Raw genomic sequence first — 19,970 nt, forward strand, 5'->3', positions numbered from 1 at the left:
GCGGGCAGTGGGTGACCGGAGGAATGGCAACCTCCGGTCACCCGTGTCGCTCCGCGAAAGTCATTCGGTGACCTTGAGGCGTGCGAACAGCTTGCCGCCGGCCTCCAGAGTGCGCGGAATCGATACCTTGATGTCATCCGGGGCATCATCGTGTTCGCTCACTTCGACCGACACGCCGTCGGCGTCGGCTTCGGAACTGGAAGCACCGAGAATGACATCACTCCAACCGGAGAGGTCCGATCCCCACTGGATGAGCTCGGTGCCGGCATGGGCCTCGGCATCGTCGCGGCGCTGGAAGGTAAACACCACATGCGTGGCACCCAGCGTCATGACCGGGAGGGTGGAGCTGTCGGAAGTCAGCGGGTCCCCGTTGAGATAGAACTCGAGGAGGTTGTTGATGCCATCACCATCGGAATCGGTGTCGTTGCTGGAGCCGTCGAGGCCGTGGGTCGCAGCCCACGTGGCGTAGGGGCTGACAACGATTCCGCCGCTTGTTGCAACCACGATGCTGCCGTCAACCGCGAGGCGACTGGTGTCCCACGCAAGGCCGGAGGCGAGGGCTGGCAGCGTGAGGCTGCTGAAGCTGCCGGTGCGGGTGGTGGCGCTGAAGAGCTGGAACGTGTTGCCAGCCTGTAGCGCGTCCGCCCCCACATCGGTGATGAGCAGCCAGCCTCCGTAGGTCACCGTGCTGATGCCACTGACCTTGTCGTTGGAGAGCATGCTGCCATTGCGCGCAATCTGCATCGCGGTGATGCCTGACAGGGAGAGCGCCTTGTTGCTGAGCGTAAGCGTGCCGATGTCAATGCCACTCAGTCCCGGGACGAGCGCGCCGCTGCTCTGCACGGTGACGGCACCGCCCAAGGTGCCGGTGCCACCGAGGGTGGCCTGGCTTTGGACGGTGGTGGTGGTCGCGCCGAGGGATCCGGTGACGATCAAGGTGCCCGCGCTGACCGTGGTGGCACCAGTGTAGCTGTTCGCACCGGACAACGTGAGCGTTCCGGTGCCATGCTTGATCAGCGCCATGCTTCCCGAGAAGGCCCCCCCTGCGGCACCGTTGGCAGTGGCATTGAGGGTGACCGAGTTCAAGGCATTGACGTTGGACGTGATATTCATGGCGCCGGTGAGGGTCACGGGGGTATTCCTCCAGCCCGAGGAGGCGGGGCCGGAGCCGGTGATGTTGATGATACCGGTGCCCGCGTTCGCGGTGAAGGCGGTCATCTCATACCAGACGCCGTTGCGGCCCAGCGACACGTTGAGCGTGATCGGACCGTTCGCCGCACTGGTATCCAAGGCCAGGCTGTTGCCGTTGCTGCTTCGCTTGCCGACATCGCCCGACAGGGTGATGGCCGAGGCCGTGAGCGTGGAGGACGTTGCGACTTCGATCCCTTGATAGAGCCCCCCGCCACCGTTTTCGGCAAGGGTCTGGCTGCCACCCAGGGTGATGCTGCCGTTGAGCTTGATGTCACGGGCGCCCGCACTGAGGTTGCCCGTGCCCGAGATGGCGCTGCCGGATGGCAGAGAGATCGAGCCCGCGTTGCTGAACAGATAGGCCAAGGTGGCGTTGTTCACGATGGTGCCGGTGCCAAGCGCCCCGGTGGTGCCGCCATTGCCGACCTGAAGCGTGCCCGCATTGATGTTCGTGCCGCCGCTGTAGGTGCTGGTGGCATTGAGCACCAGCGTCCCGGAGCCGGCTTTGGTGAACCCGTCATTTCCCGCGACGACCATTCCGAGGGTGGCGGTCTGGTTGTTGACCGTGACCAGCGGACTGCCCGAGCTGACGTCGAGCGTGAGCGGTCCACCGCTGCCGGTGTTGAGGGCCCAGTTGTGGCTGGGAGTGGTGTCGCCAAAGGTCAGGTGGCCGATGGTGCGCGCGCCATCGAGCGTGACGGTGGCATTGGCCGTGAGGTTCAGGCTGGCGAAGTTGGCGGTGTTGTCCGCACCGTTGGCAGCGCCGTTGCCGTTCCAGTTGCCGGGGCTGATCCACGATCCCCCTGCGGCATTGGCCCAGGTTTTGGTCGGTGGAGTTCCATAGACCTGCACTTCCGCCAATGAGAGGAACTTGTCTCCGTTGTTGTTGTTGCCGAGAAGCTCAACCCTCACGCGGTCCGCAACCATGCCTTCGATTTGAGACAGGCTGAACACGTTCGATGCCCAGGTGCCGGGCGCGGTGAAGTGGGTGCTGCTATAAACCTCCGTGCTTCCATTCCAGAGGCTCACCTTGAAGTTGGAAAGCCGTTGAGGAAGATCCGTCCGGTTGTAGAGAACGATTTGATCAATGTTCTGCAGCGTTCCGAGATTCACTTGCCACCAACCGTTCGTGGAGCCGTCGGTGTGGGTGACGCTCCCATTGGAGTAGGTGCCATTCGTGTTGCCATCGATCGCGCGGGAAGCGACTCCCGTCTGGTAGGTGGTGGATTGCGTTGCAAGCGGCTCGCTCGGCGTACTGGTGGAGAAGACCCGAACCTCGGCGAGGCTCAGGTAGCCATTGCCATCGTTGTTGCTTCCTAGGAACTGGACCCGGACATGTCGGCCGGTCACGGCGCTAGGAAGGGTCCACAGCTCGCTGGTGCCGACAAAATCGGTCCCCTGATAGTAGTTTTGGCCTGCGAGCTCCACGCGGCTGGAGTCGAGCACCGACACCCTGAAGTTGGAAAGCCGGGTGCCCGCCCCATCGGTGCGGTTGTAGAGGTGCACCGAGCCGACGACGCGGTCGGCCCCGAGATCGACTTCCCACCAACTGTTGCTGCCGGTGTTGGTATGAGTGACGCTTCCGTTGCCCCAGTTCCCGTCAATGTTGCCATCGATGGCCCGTGAGGCGGCCCCCCCGCTCAGAACCGAGGACTGGCTCGCCGTCGCTCCTGCTTCCCGTGCCCAGTTGGGATCACCCACGGCGAGATTGGGCGGAAGCGGCGCGGCGACGATGACCTCCGCCAGGGACAGGTAGCCGTTGCCGTCATTGTTGCTGCCAAGGAATTGCACCCGCACATAGCGGCCGGTCACTGTGGAGGCCAAGGTCCATAGTTCGCTGGCGCCCACCGAGCCGCTGCCCGGATAGAAGTCTTGGCCGGCGACTTCCACATGGGAGGCGTTGAGCACGGAGACCCTGAAATTGGAAAGCCGCGTGACGGCTCCGTCGGTGCGATTGAAGAGCTCGACCGAGCCGATGAGGCGATCGGCGCCCAGATTCACTTCCCACCAACTGTTAGTGCCGGTGTCGGTATGGGAAACGCTTCCGTTGCCCCAGTTCCCGTCCACATTGCCATCGATGGCTCTTGAGGCGACACCCGTGCTGTAGGTCGAGGACTGGCTCGCCGTCACTCCCGCTTCCTGGGTCCAATTCTTGACGACCAGGGTATTGCCGGGATTCCAGAGCAAGGTGCCGATGGTAACGGTGTGATTATCCGTGATGACGGGAGCCAGCGGGCCGCTGTCCGTCGCAGTGATTTGCAGGACATGGTTGCCCTGTGCGGCCAGTGCAGCGGAATTCGCCACGGTCAGTCTGCCGTTCGACGAAAGGGCGAAGGCACCGCCGCCATTGCCCGAGGTGATGGACCAGGTGATGCTGTCGAACTGATCCTCACCCTCGGTCGAGAAGTCCGCCACCAGTGTCCCGGCGATGGCGTTGCGGTAGACCGAGGCGTTGGAGGTGCCGGCGATGCTGTGGGCTTCGTTAACATCCGTGGCGCTGACCACGACGCGCACGGTTTCATTCAAGGACGGGTTCGAGGCATTGGTGATGTTCACAAACAGCTCTATGCTGGCCGGGTCATCCCAGCGAAGGGAGAGCGCCTCGTAGTCGAGTGGAGAACCGTTTGCCACGGTGATGAGGCCGCTGCCGCTGTTGATCGCGAAGGCACCCGCGCCGTTGCCGGAAGCGATGGCGTAAGTGAGCGTGGCGCCGCCGTGATTGTTGCGGGGCACCACGGTGCCGACCGAAGTTCCGTTGGTGCTGTTCTCAGCGATGGAGAAGCGGTCGGGCTTCATGCCCCCGGCGACCGAGCCGGAAACGAGGTAGGCACCGAGGCTGCCGTAGTTCGTATAGCCGTCGGTCAAAGGATTGCCGCGGCCGGTGCCGCTCACGCGCAGTAGATACTCGCCGGCCGGCAGGTTGGAGGTGACGGTGGCGTCAATGCCAAGGTCCGGATTGTTAGAAGTTACCACTACACCGGTGGCGGCGTTGACGAGCTCCGCGAGGATGTCCAGATTGGGATTTAGGCCGACGGTGTTGACGTTGAGCGTCGTCTGGCCACCGCTGGTGACGAAGCGGAACGCGTCCACGTCGCCGGTGCTCTCGATGATCCCTTCGTTGGAAACCGAATTGTTGGACGCGATCTCGAGGTAGCTAGCGGTGGCGAGGGTGTTGCCCCGGTCGTCCGCGCGGTAGTCGACGTCGTTGTTGTTGACGATCACCGCGAGGTCATCCTGCAGGTTGTTGGCGTTGGCATACTCGCCCTTCGACCATTGGGAGAGGTTGGCGTAGTAGCCGACGCCCATGATCGGTGCCCAAGCAGTAGCGCCACTTCCGTGGCCGCCATAGTAGCCTTCCTGGGGACTGGTCCGCCCGTCGTGGCCGAGATTGAGGGTGTGCCCGACCTCGTGGGAGATGACTTCAACCGCCGACTTGCCGGTGGTGTAGAAAGCCCAGCACACAGTATCGCCGCCCCAGTTGTAGGATCCGATGAAGGCCACGCCACCCGCACCTGGAGCGGCGGTGGTAGTGGGCGTGACCATGCAATGAACGCGGCGGCCCTGCGGAGCCGAGTCGAATACCTTTCGGTCGGTGGTCACGTTGAGGTTGAAGCCTTGGAAATCCTCCGCGACCATTTTCCAGACATCGTAGATTTGGGAGTTATTGGCTCCGGAATGGGCGGCGTCGAAATTTCCCCAGCCCGAGAACGGTCCCTTTTCGCCGTCGAAGTCGAGATAGACGACACCGGTAGCGTCCGGCAGGCTCTGCAGGGGAATGACGCCGTTCTGATACGAGGGGATGGTGACGTTGGTCGGATGAGTCTGCGGCGCGTGTTGCGCGTCGCCTTCCTCCGCTTGCTCCGCGTCTTCGGCCGCCGCGGGCGGTGCCGGCATCGCGGCGTAGTTCGCGCATACCACATCATCCACGGTGCTGGCGACGAGGCGCGGGGCCCCGTTCGGAGCCTCTGGCAGAACCTTCCACGCGTCCTTGCCGGCGTCGAAACGGATGTTGCCGACCAGCGATCCGGCCACTCCTGCGATGGTTTGGCGTTGGAAGAAATAGGACCCCGCGGCCGGTTTATCGAGGCGGCCCTGGACGAACAGGACGCCTTCAGCATCGTGTTGGATCAGGTCCACGGTGCCCGTCGCCTTGCGGCCGTCGGGGAGATCGAAGGCGACGGACTTTCCAGAAACGATGCGGTCCAGAAAGTCCGGCTCAAGGTCCTGATGGACGGGCTTTACCTCATTGCCGCCGGCGCTGGAATGCTCGCCATGCTCATGGAGGCACTCTGCGGTGTGCTGGTGCGAGCCGGCTTGAAGCACCGGCTTCATCGGTTCCGCGTCGGCCGGTGTGGATTCCGGCGTTTCACTTGAAACGAGTTCCCGGGCCGGGCGCGGTACCGGGGATTCCTTCGGATGGGTTGTTGCTTCGCTGGGTTGATCGCCGTCTTTCAGAAGGAAGATCGCACCGATCATTCCTCCTGCGGCGAACAAGCTCAACCACTGGGTCTTTTTCATACGGGTTTTCTTGGGTTCTACTGACGGGATATGGGTGGAACCATGAGGAGAATGCGGCTCACGTTCTCAAACCCTGCGGGAGACGTGAGCTTTGGGAGAATGCCCCAGCGCGGCGTGGCTTTGCGGGCACCGACCCGCACGGTGTGAGGTCATGTCCAGAGTCTCTAACAAAAGCTGGAGCCTGCATTGGAGGATGGAAGATGCCAGATCCACCAATCGGAAGTCTATGCACTATGATGCTTGATTTGTGGACTTTCCGGAGTGGCCCGCAGGGTTCCGAATGGGGCCGCGAGGGCGCGGCAAGGCTTGGGGCTGCCAACGCGCGTGGCACCCTATTGTCAGTTGGGAAGCCGCGAGGCCGGTGGGCCGCGGCGCATGAGATTTTACCGGGCCGTTGACTCCACCTTCAGATTGCGGATCTGGCCCACGAAGGAGTTGCCGGTCTTGCTCCCGAGATGGCGGAGCGGGCAGACCATCTGGTGTTTGCTCTCGCCGGTTTTGACGTCGTTGAGAAAAACGGCCGTCTTGGTCGCCTCGGCCACCACGGTGATCTTCACCCATTCGTTGAGCGGGAGAGCGTCGCTGTAAACGGCGGCCGATGCCTCGAGTGCCTTGACCGAATCGGCGGGATCCTTGCCAAAGGCACCGGATGCCCGGATCAGACCGATGCCATGGCGCGGGATTTTTTCGACCACCGGCTTGCCGTCAGGGCCTTTGGTTTTCTTCGTGTCCGTGCGTTTGAAGTCGGAACAAATCTCTACGAGGTCCGAACCGAGGATCACGCCGCGCTTGCCGGTTTCGGCGGTCTTGCGGACTTCCATCGTCAGCGTCCAAGGATATTCGAGGTCGGCGCGGGAGGCAACGGACCACGGGAGATAGACGGTGCTGTTGACGTCCTTGAGAGTCGTCTCGGCAGGCCTGGAATAGAACACGTCCTTTTCGCGGCAGCCACCGGACATGCGCTCGAAGACCGACACGCCGGGCACCGGCAACGTCGCTGCCGCGCGGGTCTGGAACTCCGCATGGTCCTTGGAGCCCTTGGTGCCCCACATTTTTTCGGCGAAGGCCTGGATGCTGGGGAGGGTGGCTTCGGCGATCTCGGTCATGGTGTAACCGGCGGGACCCATGTCCATCCAGACGTGAAGCTTTCCACCGAGGAGATTCGGATCGTATCTGTCCAGATTCTTGTCGGCACCGCCGAATACCCACGGATGCCAATTGGCGTAGATGGCGGGCAGATTGACCCCGTAGTAGCCCGCTCCGGGCACGAGGTAGGTGCGCTGGTCCGACGAGTGGATGACCTTGTGGCCCTTGCCGATGAGTTCCTTGCCATTGGTGCCAAGCCAGATGTCGATCACGACAGACGGATCCGGTTCGGTGGTGCCGGGCATGTGAGACCAGCCGGACCAGATGCGGCAATTTTTTCCTTTGGACCGCACATGGGCGTTCATCTCGTTGATGAACTTGCGGAAGGCTTCGCCGGCGATCGCCTGCTCTTCCTTGGCCAAGCCTCCCATGCGGTATTCGTCCGTGCCGATGTGGAAATCCGGCGCATCGAACAACGGGATCATCTCGTCGAGCAGCGCCTTCATGGTCTCGGCGGTCTTGGGGTTAGTAATGTCGAGATTGGATTCGCCGAGTTTCGGGTGTTTGAGTTCCGGCCAATAGACGGTGAGAGGCCTGGCGTGACCGGGCATGTCGATTTCCGGAGTGATGGTCATGCCACGCGCGGCGGCGAAGTCCTGTAGCTCGCGCAATTCCTCCCAGGTGTAGAACAGGTCCTTGCTGTGCAGGCCGGGGAACTTCTTCGACTCGATGCGGAAGGCCGGATAGCGGTCACCGCGGGACTCGTCGGTGAAGTGCAGGTGGAGCTCGTTCATCTTGTACCAAGCCATCATGCGGATGTAGTCCTTGAGCACCGGGATCGGGAACGGCTTGCGCGCCACGTCGAGCATCAGCATGCGGCCGCGCGAATCCGGCCAGTCCGTGACGGTGCCTCGGGGCAGCATGCCGTCTGGGGATCGGGCCACCATTTGCAGCAACGTGCGGGTAGCGTAAAAGACGCCGGTAGGGGTGCTGGCGGAGAGGCGCACGCTTTCATCGATCTCAAGACGGTGAAAGTCTGCGGGGCGTGCGGCGTCCGGCTTGGTCAACGTGAGGAAAACGGCCCCGGCGGCTGGCTTGTCGGAGATTTCAATGCCGATGGGTCCGCCACGCAGAGTGGCGAGATCACTTTGGAGAACGGCGGCAACTCCAGCCAATGATGCCTGATGGCTGGCATCGACGAGGATACGGGCCGTCTCGACCTCCAAGGTGCCCTCACCGCCAGTCCATTCGTGGACCGCGGGTACCACCAATGGCGACGGATTCGGTGCCGCAACGGCGGCGGAGAGGAGAGCAAGCAGGTGGATGAGTGGGTGCCATTTCATGGAGTGAAACATTCGGAGGGACATCGAGGGGAGGTTCCGAACTGGCACGGTCGAGCAGGTGCATTCATGGGGATCATCTCGATGCCTTGCCTGCTTCATTCTCCAGTCAGCAGCACTTCCTCGTCTTTCTTGAGATCGAGATCGTACACGCCGGGTGCCACGGTCTTGAATGCGATGGTGCGCGGACCCTTGACTTGGAGGGCCCCATTCAGGGCGGGGCGCACACGGCAGGGTTCGCCAGCGAGGCTCTTGATGCGCACCCATTGGGTGACGCCGCCCTTGCGTTCCGCGGAGACGAGGAACGCGCCTTCAGTCCTCAGGTCGTGGAAGGTCACATCCTGCCATGAGGTGGGACATGCGGGAAACACCCGGATAGGACCGGCGTCGTCTTTGGTCGGATCGCTCCAGCTCTGGAGCAGCATCTCCTGCACGATGTTGGCCGCGCCGAGTGATGATTCCAGGCAGGGGGATGAGGGATACCACATGCCATTGGGAAGGAGATCCCGTTGCAGGCGTCGCAAGCCGAGCAGCGTCGCGTCGCCATTCCCGAGGTTCGCGCCGATGGGCGCGGCATGGGACTGGACCATGGCTGGCAGGCCACGCACCGCGTTGGCGGCGGCGTAGGATTTTTCCAATGCCTCCTTCCGCTCCGGTTGCTCGCTATTCACGAGATACAGGGGATAGATCATCACCAGATGGGACAGGTGCCGGTGGCCGGGATCCGCTGTCCGGTTGCTGCCGAGTCGGAAGCCACGTTCGTCTTGTGGGAAGTCGATCGTTCGGGCGATCACCTCCTTCCAGCGTGGGATCAGCGGGTCATCGATCTTCAGGATGCCGGCGGACTTGATCAGGGTGTGGCAACCCCACTTGAGCATCGCCAGATCATAGTTGGCGTCCTCGAAGGTTCCCGCTTCGGGCGAGTAGGTGGGTGGCAGGTGTAGTTTGCCGTCGGGCCCCTCCGTCAGCAGGTGCAGATACATGTTGATGCTGCGCCGGAGCAGCGGGAAAACTTGCTCGCGCAGGATCGCTTCATCCATCGAGTAGCGGTAGTGCTTCCAGAAGTTGGCGATGGTCCACGTGAGGTTGCCCATGCACATGTCGAAATGGTGCGATGATTTGAGGTCGTCGCGGTTGCCTTGAAGGTCGCCGGAGACGGTCACGGGCAGGTAGGCGGAATCCTTTTGCCACTCCACGGGGCGAACCGCTTTGACCAATTCCTCCCGGTTCCTGTGGAATGCTTCCAGCAAGGCCGCGCCCTGATCCAGACGGTTGGCGGTATAGACGGGCCAATGGGCGGCCTCGATGTTCCAGTCAGTGGTGGTATAGCACCACGACCCGCCCTGTGCCCACATGCCCGGCGTATCTACATAAAAACGGCCGGAGCGCGTGATGGAGCCGAAGCGGTAAATGGTCTGCCAGTAGAGCGCCTCGAGTTTTGCGTCCGGAAGGGAGACGAAACTTTGCGGGTAGTAGCGATGCCACCAATCGCGATGCGCCTGATGCCAGACGGATGGATTCGCTTTTTTAAAACGGTTGATGCCGGTCGCGGCGGTATCGGCGGCGGTAGAGGCCGGATGACTGTGCGCGATGGTGGCGACGTGGGTGCGTGTGCCCTTGTCGTTCCGCTCTGCCCAGGCGGTGGCGTATTGGCCGCCGGCCAGGAAGTCCTGGATCCACACCGAGGTGTCACCTCGCTTCTCCAAGCGCCCCGGCGGATTCGGATTCTTGGCGAGTTTTGCCGGGCCGCCACTGCGGGTGGTTTTTGCCGGAAGCGGATGCCAGGTCCAATGGCAGTCTTTTTCCCCTGATGAGGGCGTCAGCTCGGTGACGATGGCATCGTCGTCCGCATGAGTGAAATGACGGATTTTGATTTCCCCTTTGTCCGTGGTGATGGAGCCGGTCAGCTCGGCATTCCACAGGTCCTTGCGCCAATCGCAGCCGGTGATTTTACCGGTCGTGTGGAGATCGAAGTGACCGATGCCCAAACGCGGGCGGCTGTATGCGGCCCAGCCGTACGAGTCATCGCGGTGGTCCTGCACATCGGAGCGGAAAACCTGCAATCGCAGTGCGGTGCCGGACCTGTCGGCCAGATAAAGCATGGACCCGACGGAGGCGTTGCCGAAATGGGGAGCTTCCTTCCAATTGCGTGGCAATTTGGTGAAATGCATGTCCTGCTTCGCCATGAAGACAGGCCAATCGACCGCGTTTTGAGCGAATGCGGTTGCTTGGGGTGTGGCTGCCGGAGTTGCCGCCCGGCCATGTGCGGCCAGCAGGAATAGCGAGATGAAGCCGCCAGCAATCAAATGTTTCACTGCAGATTTCTGTTAGTAGGCAAGCGATCCGAGGCGGCAATCAAGAGAGACTCAGCTCCTTCATCGAGAAGGAGCGTCTTCCTCTTCGATCACGCCGATCTCGGCGACGGCGCAGTAGTCGTCCTTGAGGACATGCTTGGCCACGAATTTGAAGTAGCGGGCCGGAGTAGGGGCGAAGGTGACTTTTTGCTCTTCCGGCCCCGCTTTGATCGACTTGAGCAGGTCGTCGAATTTTCCCTCTGCGGCCAAGGTCCAGGTGCTGCCATCGAGGGACGTGAAGAAGGCGCAATGATCGACCATGCCTGAACTCATCGTCACGCGCGGCAGGTAGGTAAATCCTGTAAGGGTTTTGACTTCGCCCATGTCCACCGAGAAGTCCTGCGGCAGGCCTCCCTGGTCTTCCTTGGTGTTCATGGTGTGCCAAACGGAGGTCGCGTTGCCGTCGATCGCCTGGGTGGCGACGCCGCGGCGAATCGTGGACTCGCGGGAGCAGTCGGTGACCTTCCAGTCGAATTTCACCACTGTGCGCTTGAGGTCCTGGTACGGCGCACGGTCGCCGATGAGGCGTGCGAGTCCTTCACACCACTGTCTCCTTTGCGCCGCGTCGGTAAGCTGCGGAAGGACGACACGAACTTCGGCGAGCAATTTCTGGCAGGCGCGCGGATCGTGCGTGCCTTCGATGTCGGCTTGTAGACGGGCGGTCAGGGATTCAAGGAAAGCCGGGATCATCGCGGCTTGAGGGCGGACTTTTTCACCGGCGATCTTTGCGAGGACCGGCACGCAGGCATCGGTGACGATCTTCTTGCCGCTGAGATACAACTCATGCCCGGCGTAGTCGCCGAGACGCGCCTTGGCCCATGCACGCTGTTCCGCCTTGCCGGGGATTTGCTGGGACGCCGCGTGGAGGAGGTCGGCGGTCGCCTTGCAGGTCGCAGCACCGCGCACGGAGGCGATGTGGCTATTCAAGACATCTTCGGCCTTGGCCAACGTGGCCGGCAGGCCGTCCACGGCTGTCTGGTAACGGGCCAAGGCGAGGGGAGTGCCGATCTTCTTCTCAAGCAGGTAGGCTTGGATCTCGCGGCATGCCTCCTTGTCTTGCGGAACGGGTTTGGAGAGGGCTGTCTTCGCGAACATCTCGTGCACATGCAGGAGAAAGACCGGGCAGCCCGGTTTGTTGATGGCGGCCTGCCGTTCGGCCAGCCATTGGATCAGCCGCAGTTGCGTCCGCGGATCGAAGTCGGCGGCGGCTTCGGTCAAGAGGATGTTGTAGGGGTTGAGGTCCAGCCCGCTCTTCACCAGTTCGAGTCCATTGGCCTGTCGGTCATCGGGGGAAAGCAGGCTCCACAAGCGGGCCGCCATCATCGAGTCGAGGAACGCCGGCATCCCGAAATTAACGGCGAAGCCAGTGGTGGCGGCGCGGCGGGGAGAGGTCAGGGTGGCGGCGGGATTGCTGAAGGGCCACAGCACCGGAGAGAGTCCGCTGCCGAACTGATAGGTGTTCGTCGCGGCGTCAAAGCGGACGCCGGTGGTGCCGCAGTGCCCGGGCTCACGAGTGGTGGCAGCGGGGCGGCCCAAGGCTAATTGGGTACGCACGCTAACGCCAGAGACGACGCCGCAGACACCGCCATCCTTGCACATCATCTGCACCGAGCCATAGCCGAAATCCAATGGCGCAACCGAGCGGGCACGCAGCAGGTCAGGCTTCTGCGCGATGCTGCCGACATAGGCCGGGCCGCCCTTGGTGGCGCGGCCGGTATCGCGATAGTTTTCCCAGATCTCCTGACACTCCCGCAGCGGGTCGCGTTGGGTGGCGAGCAGGACCAGTGCCGGCCACGGGGCCTTCAGCGGAAAGATCGGCCAGGTGCGCTGGGTTTCCTTCGCGAAGACGTGCTGGTCGTTGCGGATGAGGAACGCGCAGGTTTCGGCCAAGGTGGGGACGGGATCCCGCTCAGGCAGCAAGCCTTTCGCCAGATAGGTTTTGCGGAACATCTCGGAGGCTTGGACGGTCGGCCCCATCTTCGCATACAAGCTCGGGTTCGGCGGCAGGCAATCGACCCGCGCGCTCTGGTCGCGCTCCTCCATGTAGGTATTGAACTGCTGCTGCAGCTCCTTGCTCTTGATCACATCCGCCCCGACCATCGGGCGGTTGCGTTTTTCCACCGTGACGGGATCGCCTTTCTTGGCGGGTTTGATTTTGACTTCGTATTCCAGCGGTTTGCTGTTGAGGAAATTGATGATGTGATCGTTCACATCCAACTCGCGCGTGGGATCCTTGGTGTCGACTGGCTTGAGCGGATTGGGAGGAATGACCAGCTTCATCACCGTGCGGCCGGTGAGGCTCACGCCAAGGGCGGCGAGATCCTTGGCGTCGGCATTGCTCACCGCCATGGCCAAGGCGAGCTGGGTGTATTGCTTGCGAACGACCTCGGAACCCAAGTCCAAGTCCAGCGAACGGAGGATGCGCAGCACGTTGGCCGGCCGGCTCTTGATCCCATATACCGTGGCTTCCACGAGCGGGTCGGAATCCACCCAGGCGAGAAAGTCCGGGGGCAGGGTTTCGCCGGCGGCGGCCAGCTCCGCCGCGGCCTGCGCTTTGGAAAAGGCAAGGAACGCGGCGCGCACCTCGGGCGTGAAGCGATGATCTCCTTCCACCCACGCCGCATGGAGGAACTGGCCCGCGGGCAAGGATTCTAACAGCGTTGCCGCGGCGACATCTGCCGGCGCGGGCGCGGATGGGATGCTCACTGCTTGGGCCTTGAGACGCCCCGAAGAGGAGGCCATCAGACAGCACAGCGCGAGGAGAACGGAGTTTTTCATGACGATGGAGGAGAGGAGCAGCGGGGCAACGCGCCGCCGCCGCGAGGACACCGGCAAGAGCCGGATTCCATTGCCTTTCAGTGAACATGATTCCGGCCTCGCTTCACAATGGACCAACCTCGGAAAAAGATGGACGAACCTAGGCTTCAGTTGCTGGACGTTCAAAAGAATGGCACACCGGTGGTAATCGGTTCTGGCGATGATACACGCCAGCATTTCGATTTCCTTCGCTGCTCCGATTTCTGCAACCTCGAAGTTACTGCCAGAAGGTGCAGTGCATTCGAAATGAAGCCACTGAGCTCGCCCCATTGTTTTCACTCCATGCTCGCACTGCCTTGTCTTGCCATCGCCACGGCATGCTTTGCTGGTGCCGCAGAAGAAAAACCTTCCCTCGCGAAACCCGCGCCACCGGCTCCGGTTTTAGCTCCTCTCGCAGAGACCGATCTGATCGGTGCGTGGGTGGGAGTGGTCGGCCTTGAGGCAGCACCCACCACCGTCCTCCTCGCTTTCTATCGCGACAAGAAGGCAGCCCTGATATTCTTCCAGCCTGCGGACGATATCGATCCGAAGGGCAAGCAGGGTCTCACCTACGATTACCCCACGACCGGTAACTGGAAGATGAAGGACGGCGCGGTGATATTCACGCCCGATCCCGAGGAACATCCGGACGCGGAGTCGATCCAACTTGAGATCACCAAGCCCGCCAAGGACCGCCTGGTGCTCAACCTGGGAGAGCAAGGCAAGCAAGCCGTCAAGGTCAAGATGGCTCCCGCCACGGACCGGGAACTGAAGCGTTGGTTCGACGGCAAGCGCCCCGAGTGATCCACCGCAACAATCACATCGCCATGAAATCCCGACTTGCCTCGCTCCTCAGGCGCCTCGCCGTCTTGTCCTTGCTCGCGTTTCCCTCCTGCACGGGTTTCCCGGGCTCGACCAAGGACGTGTCCCTCGATCCGCGCGTGGCGGTTTATCTGCAGGAGCCGCGTCAATTGGTGAAGTCCTGCGACTTGTTAGGGGAGGGGCGTTCGGCCGTGCTGATCGAGCATGGGAAGCGCAATCGCAGGCACGAAGGGCTGGCGCTGCAGCAGGTGTTGCCAGTTGGCACCCGGGTGGATCTCACGCGCATCCAACGGATCCACGGAGACGGCTTCGTGTTGTTCAAGGCTACCGGGCGGGCCTATCCCGCGAATCATCCCGATGGCCTGCCCTTCACCTACAAATGGGGCTTCGGCGGTATGTCACCCCAAGCGCCGTGGGAACCGCCGGGCCAGCGGTTGAAGAAGCAACTGGGTCTCGAATAGCCTTTGGCTTGCGGAGATTGGAACGCCGCGCGGATTGCTCCGCGCGGCGTCGTCAGTTTCCCCTACCTCGACCGGGGAAATCTTGAGGGTCACTCCGCAGTGAAGATGGCGGCGAAGCCATTGGAGGCAGCGACGGGGAACGTGAGAGTCGTCTTGTGATCTACTTGCCGTTGGTTGATGCGCACCTTGGTGGTGGTGGCGATCGAGGGATCATCCACGAAGCTCTCCGCCCGATAAGTCGCGGAGGGATCGAGGAAAGCGAGCGGGACGTCGAAGGTCCGCGCGGTGGAACCGTTGAGCCCAGCCAGGAACCAGACCTTGCCCTTGCGCCGCGCTATGGTGGCGTGGCTGCCGGGATAGCCGTCGATGACCCGCGTCTCATCCCAAGTCGTGGGCAAGCGGTCGAAGAAGGTCAGCTCGGGGACCTCCTCAAGCACCGACGCCGCGTTGCCGGCTCCGCCGACTTGCGGCGCACCGGCCGGGCGATCATACCAATAGAGGAACTGCCAGGGGCTGAAGATGCACACCGACTTGGCAAGCTGCGAAGCATGCGAGCCCATCTTTTTGACGCGCGGCGCGAAGTAGCAGTTGGTCTGGTCACCCGCGCCCACCAGTCCGCGGACGAAGACGCTATTTAGCACGGCCGCATTGCTGGGGGATTCCTCATCGCCGCGGATGCCTTCCACGGTCATCAGGTTCGGATAGGTCCGCGAGGTTCCGCTTGGCCGGAAGTCATCGTGGATGTCCACCATCAGTTGATGGTCTCCACATTTCTTCACGGCATGGTGCAGCCAGCGGGTGGCCGATTGAGATCCGACCGTGACGAAGCCGAACTTCATGCCGGCAACTCCCCACGACTGATAGAGGGGAACGATCTTGTCGAGCTGCGGCCCCAGCGACCGCTGGTTGACGTAGAGAATGACATCGACGCCTTTCTTTTTGCCGTAGGCGATGACTGCTGGCAGATCGAGCGGGCCGGGCGAACGCTTGGGATCGAGGTTGACCTTGCTGGCGTCGGATGCGGCGCTGTTTTCCGGTCCATACCAACCGGCGTCGAACATGATGTATTCGAGCTTGTGGGCGGCGGCGAAATCGATGCTGGCCATGGAGCCCTGCGTGGTCAGCGTGACTTCGCGTAGCACCTTGCCGGGGCGGATCCACGAGGTGTCGGCCAGTTTGGACGGCTCATTCAGATTGAGCACGAAATGATTCCCTTCGAGCAAAGCGCCCGGGGTCGGGGCGACACGAACGAAGCGCCACGCGCTGGTGAATGATCCGGAGAATGCCATCCGGCCCGCAATCTTGCAGTCCAAGGTAGAGGTGCCGCTACGGGTGTAACCCATCCTCGATCCATCGATCAGTGCGGCTTCTCCGAGAGCGGCGAAAAGATCGGCTGCCACCTCTGCCAGCACCGGGCTGACGGATGACTTCATCTTGGTGACCGGAACCTTGGAGATGTGGCCTTGGGTCGAGCCGGAGATCCATACCTGGGTGGCTTCGGGCAAGGGGAAGCTGGTGAACTCTCCCATCACGGTGCCGTCGCCATCGATCAGGTAACGCAGGGCAACGCCTTCGTCATAGACCCGGATCTGGAGCTTCACGCCGAACTTTCCGTGGTCGGAATGGGAGAGCGTAAGGGTCTCCTCGCGATAGTGGTCGGGCACTTCGGAACGCTCACCGAAACGATCGGACCATTTGGTATGGATGGTCTTCTCGGCCACCTTTTGGATGGTTCCTTCATCAGCGACCACGGTGGTTTCACCGATCTGGATTCCCAAGTTGCCGCGGGTGATCACCGGCCGGCCGGAATATGTCACGTTGTGGCTCAAGTCCTGAGTCGCCTCGTCGCGTTCGAGCGTGAAGACCAAGGCCCCGTTCGGGCTGGCAAGGGTGCGTTCGACCACGACGGCGGCGGAGAGCGGCAGTGCTCCGATCAAAGGCAGCGCAAGCAGGACGGTTGGATTCAGGATATGCATAGGTAACGATGACTAGATTTACCGGGGACGGCGGCGGCGCAGCAGGGCGAGAACGCCGATCCCGCCGAGGAGTGCGGCCTTGGGTTCAGGAATAACCACGACGTTGAGGCTGCCGAGTTCGAAATAGGCGGACTTCCCTCCACCGAGATCAAAGGCATTCGCGATGCCGAAGTTGGCGAGATTGGCGGTGTGAACCGTCGCCGTCCCGTCGATCAGCGAGTAGATGCCGTTTGCCACGGAGCTATTCAAGCCTATCAGGTCATCCACTCCGAAGCCCACGAAGGTGACGCCGGCACCACCGGTGCCGTTCACGGTCAGGGTCTCGGTGGTGCTGAAAACAAACCTAGCGCCATCCTCAAAGTGAAGGGCTCCGCCGCCGATGGTGCCATCGCCCCCGAGAGTGCCTGCGGCACCGACCGTGACGGCAGTGTTGCCGAGCGAGCCGGTGATCAGGAGCGTGCCGGCGGAAATCGTGGTCCCTCCGGTGTAAGTGCTGTTGCCTCCGAGAGTTTGGGTGCCGTTACCGATCTTGGTAAACGCGAGAGTGCCAGTGCCGCCGTTGATCAGCACTCCGTCGTAGGTGGCGGTGGCGTCTCCGTCGCCGACGGTAAGGGTCGATGCCGTGGCACTCAGTGAATTCCTCACCGTGCCAGTCGCCCCGGAAAGCCCGTTGATGGTTTCCGACTTGCCGTTCATGTTCAGCGTGCCGCCGTTCATGAGCAGGTTGCCTGCACCGGCTCCGGTGCCGTGGGCGATGGCGTCTCCGTTGGTCGCCGTCAGGGTTGTGGTCGTATTGCTCGAGAACTTCCACTTTCCGCCGCTGGCGGTGGTTCCGAGGTTGATGTTGCCGCCGGTGCTGGCGTTCTCGAAGGTCCCGGAGTAGCCCGACATGCTGCCCGAAAGGGTCAGCGTCACCGCCCCTGATGTGAGGTAGGTGAGGTTGCCGGTGCCGGAAATGGCTCCGCTCAGGGTGGGAGCAACGGAGATGGTACTGCTGATGACGCTGGCTGCGTCGACTTGAATGTTCCTGCTGGAGCCGGTGCCACCATTGTTAAAATAGGCCCCCCCTATGAGAATGACCTTGTTGTTAACGTTGCCGAGAAAGGAAGTGGTATGGAGTTTCCCTCCGAGGACCGTGACATCACCGACGAAGTCGTTGTTGGCGTTGCTCAGGTAAAGCCGGTCGCCTGCAACGACACTGGTGCTGGTGGCGCTTCCGTTGAGGACCAGTCCGCCGTTGATAGTACCGGTGATCTTCTGACTCAGATTGATGCTGGTGGTGACCCCGAGGGCATCGAAGGCCAGAACGCTGTCCGAATACGTGCCGACAAAGGAGAGATTGTTAGTGCCCGTGAAAGTCGCGGCGCTTGTCAGCTTGATCTGATTGACGCTGATGGCCGTGGCAGCGACCCCGCTGACGGTGCCGGCCGTGCCGCCGAAGATCGCGCTACTTCCATTGACCCAGTTTCCCAAGGTGCCCGTGGCCGATCCGTCGCGCCAGGTTCCGGCGGTGTTCCAACTGCCTCCGCCGCCGGTGCCTGCTGTGACGCCATTCGCATCCCAGTAGAAGTCGGCGGCGCGGGAGTTGTCGCAGAGGCCAAGCACGATCAGTGGCAGGGTGAGGGTGCGGGCGGCGATTTTGCTAGCCGCGATGGCGGGACGGGAGGGCTTCATGTGCTTGCTTTGAAAAGGATTCGAGGAGCAGGGCGGGGAGGGGATTGCCCTTGAACGAGGGCATAGGCGCAGGCCGCATCATTTCGCGGGGTAATCTGGAAGTTTCGCGCTGCGGGAAGGTTTTTTCGATTTCGAGACACAGGAACTGCGGCGGCTCGACGCCGGCGGCCGTGGAAGGATGGGCTTTGAAGCTGAACGCCGGTTCCCGCCGATCGCCAACTGGATCGCCAGCCGGGCATTTGAACGCGCGATCGTCCGAGGAACAGTAGGCCCACCGGCGGCACAACCCAGTGCACCATCTGGTCGGGGAGAATTATCAAGGGGGAATCCCTCGCAAGCGTTCATGGTTCTTCCGGTTATCAGCGGGGCGGAAAACCACGGGCCGCTTCCATGAAATCCAATCACCGATGCCGTGTCTGAAACAATGGACCTTTCATGGAAAAAGATGGACGAATCCACGTTTTGTCACCGTATGGTGTGTTTGGATGCCGAAGGTTCGGAACAAACTGGCTCTGCCCCCTCCCTCCTCCCGGGTGGCTGAAGGATTTGCGGGACAGCGCCTGCTGATCGTCCCGCAAGACCGGCTCCGGAGAGGAGAAGCCCTGCCCGTGATCCGCGATCTGCAGGTCACTCACATCGGCCACTTCAACAGCGCGCGAAACCACTTCGTATACCGGCGCAAAGGCTGTCCCCATTTCGTTCTCATCTATTGCTTGGCCGGTGCGGGCCACTGCAAGTACCGCGGCCAGACATGGGACATCGGTTCCGGCGGTCTTATCCTGCTGCCTCCCGACGAGGCTCACTCTTACTTCGCCGACGCGGCGGATCCCTGGAGCATTTTTTGGGTTCATTTCACCGGCCATCGCGCCGCGGACTACGTTGAAGCTCTCGCCCTCACCGGGGATAGCCCGCTGTTGGAGGTGCCGAAGGAGGCCGCCATGCAACAGGCATTCGAGGAAACCTATCGCCACGCCCTCGACGGATTCTCGGAATCCGGGTTGCTCGGACTGACCACCGGCTTGTCCCGTCTTATCGGGCTCGCGCGCGTTTATTCGTCATCGGGCAGTGCACGTGCACGGCGCACGGAGGACCGGGTGTTGACCTCCATCCGTCAGCTCCAGGACGAGCCGACCCGTGATTGGCGGATTGAAGAGCTCGCCGCGGCGGCCGGCATGTCACTCGCCCATTTCACCGACCGCTTCCACAAGCAGGCCGGCTGCCCGCCGAAACAGTTTCTCATTCGCCTGCGACTTCAAATTGCCTCGGCATTGATGCAGGAATCCGGTCTCACCGTGGCCCAGATCGCCACCCAGGTCGGCTATGAGGATCCCTATTATTTCAGCCGCTTGTTCCGCCGTCACACGGGTCAATCACCACGCGCCCATCGCCGCGAACTGGGGATCCACATGTCCTAGCCGGTGAAAGGTTGGCTTGTTAGGCAGCGATAAATCCCGGCCACGTCTGTTAGGGCTTTCGAGCCGCGAAGTGTCCGGGGATTTCTGATGCGGATGGCGTGTGATCGTAGCGCGCTACTCCCGGGACTGCCCTGCACGAGTGTCGGCCCGGTCATCGGATTACTCCTATCAGCTCAAGATCTGCGGGCGCACGAACCATTGAACTTTTTTCGCCAGGTTCACGCGCGCTCCGATTATGCGCTTCGGTGAAGAGGCATCTCCGAGATTAGGGCGCGCACTCTCGCAGGGTCACTGATGGAAATCTGATGGTTCCGATTCAAATCATCGGAACGTCCATCTT

At 61.9% G+C, this 19,970-nt stretch carries 9 protein-coding genes; 3 read left to right on the forward strand and 6 right to left on the reverse strand.

Annotated features, from left to right (window positions below):
• Window positions 1-60 precede the first annotated feature (60 nt).
• The 4 genes from OKA05_RS14970 to OKA05_RS14985 form a co-directional block, all read right to left on the reverse strand.
• On the reverse strand, window positions 61-5,706 hold the full coding sequence (locus tag OKA05_RS14970; protein ID WP_264487974.1) for a beta strand repeat-containing protein: 5,646 nt from the start codon (window positions 5,704-5,706) through the stop codon (window positions 61-63).
• 383 nt (window positions 5,707-6,089) lie between these two features.
• Complete coding sequence (locus OKA05_RS14975; RefSeq protein ID WP_264487975.1) at window positions 6,090-8,135, reverse strand: beta-N-acetylhexosaminidase; 2,046 nt, start codon at window positions 8,133-8,135, stop codon at window positions 6,090-6,092.
• A gap of 95 nt (window positions 8,136-8,230) precedes the next feature.
• A complete protein-coding gene (locus OKA05_RS14980; protein WP_264487976.1) occupies window positions 8,231-10,447 on the reverse strand; it encodes a glycosyl hydrolase family 95 catalytic domain-containing protein in 2,217 nt (738 codons plus the stop codon).
• A gap of 60 nt (window positions 10,448-10,507) precedes the next feature.
• On the reverse strand, window positions 10,508-13,264 hold the full coding sequence (locus OKA05_RS14985; protein WP_264487977.1) for a discoidin domain-containing protein: 2,757 nt from the start codon (window positions 13,262-13,264) through the stop codon (window positions 10,508-10,510).
• 321 nt (window positions 13,265-13,585) lie between these two features.
• Between OKA05_RS14985 and OKA05_RS14990 the strand changes: the two genes are divergently transcribed.
• Both OKA05_RS14990 and OKA05_RS14995 read left to right on the forward strand, forming a co-directional pair.
• Window positions 13,586-14,086, forward strand: a complete 501-nt coding sequence (locus tag OKA05_RS14990) for a hypothetical protein (RefSeq protein ID WP_264487978.1) — start codon at window positions 13,586-13,588, stop codon at window positions 14,084-14,086.
• 23 nt (window positions 14,087-14,109) lie between these two features.
• Window positions 14,110-14,565 carry a hypothetical protein gene (locus tag OKA05_RS14995; protein WP_264487979.1) on the forward strand — a complete coding sequence of 152 codons (456 nt, stop codon included), beginning with the start codon at window positions 14,110-14,112 and terminating at the stop codon, window positions 14,563-14,565.
• 89 nt (window positions 14,566-14,654) lie between these two features.
• Here the strand turns inward: OKA05_RS14995 and OKA05_RS15000 are convergent, their stop codons facing one another.
• Both OKA05_RS15000 and OKA05_RS15005 read right to left on the reverse strand, forming a co-directional pair.
• Window positions 14,655-16,541 (reverse strand): glycoside hydrolase family 97 protein, encoded by a 1,887-nt coding sequence (locus OKA05_RS15000; RefSeq protein WP_264487980.1) that lies wholly within the window; start codon window positions 16,539-16,541, stop codon window positions 14,655-14,657.
• Window positions 16,542-16,559: 18 nt separating this feature from the next.
• The gene (locus OKA05_RS15005; RefSeq protein WP_264487981.1) at window positions 16,560-18,215 is read right to left on the reverse strand and encodes a beta strand repeat-containing protein; all 1,656 of its coding nucleotides are present in this window, start codon (window positions 18,213-18,215) and stop codon (window positions 16,560-16,562) included.
• Window positions 18,216-18,748: 533 nt separating this feature from the next.
• Between OKA05_RS15005 and OKA05_RS15010 the strand changes: the two genes are divergently transcribed.
• Window positions 18,749-19,630 (forward strand): AraC family transcriptional regulator, encoded by an 882-nt coding sequence (locus tag OKA05_RS15010; protein ID WP_264487982.1) that lies wholly within the window; start codon window positions 18,749-18,751, stop codon window positions 19,628-19,630.
• The last annotated feature ends 340 nt before the right edge of the window (window positions 19,631-19,970 follow it).

The organism is Luteolibacter arcticus (assembly GCF_025950235.1).
GTDB classification, from domain to species: domain Bacteria; phylum Verrucomicrobiota; class Verrucomicrobiia; order Verrucomicrobiales; family Akkermansiaceae; genus Haloferula; species Haloferula arctica.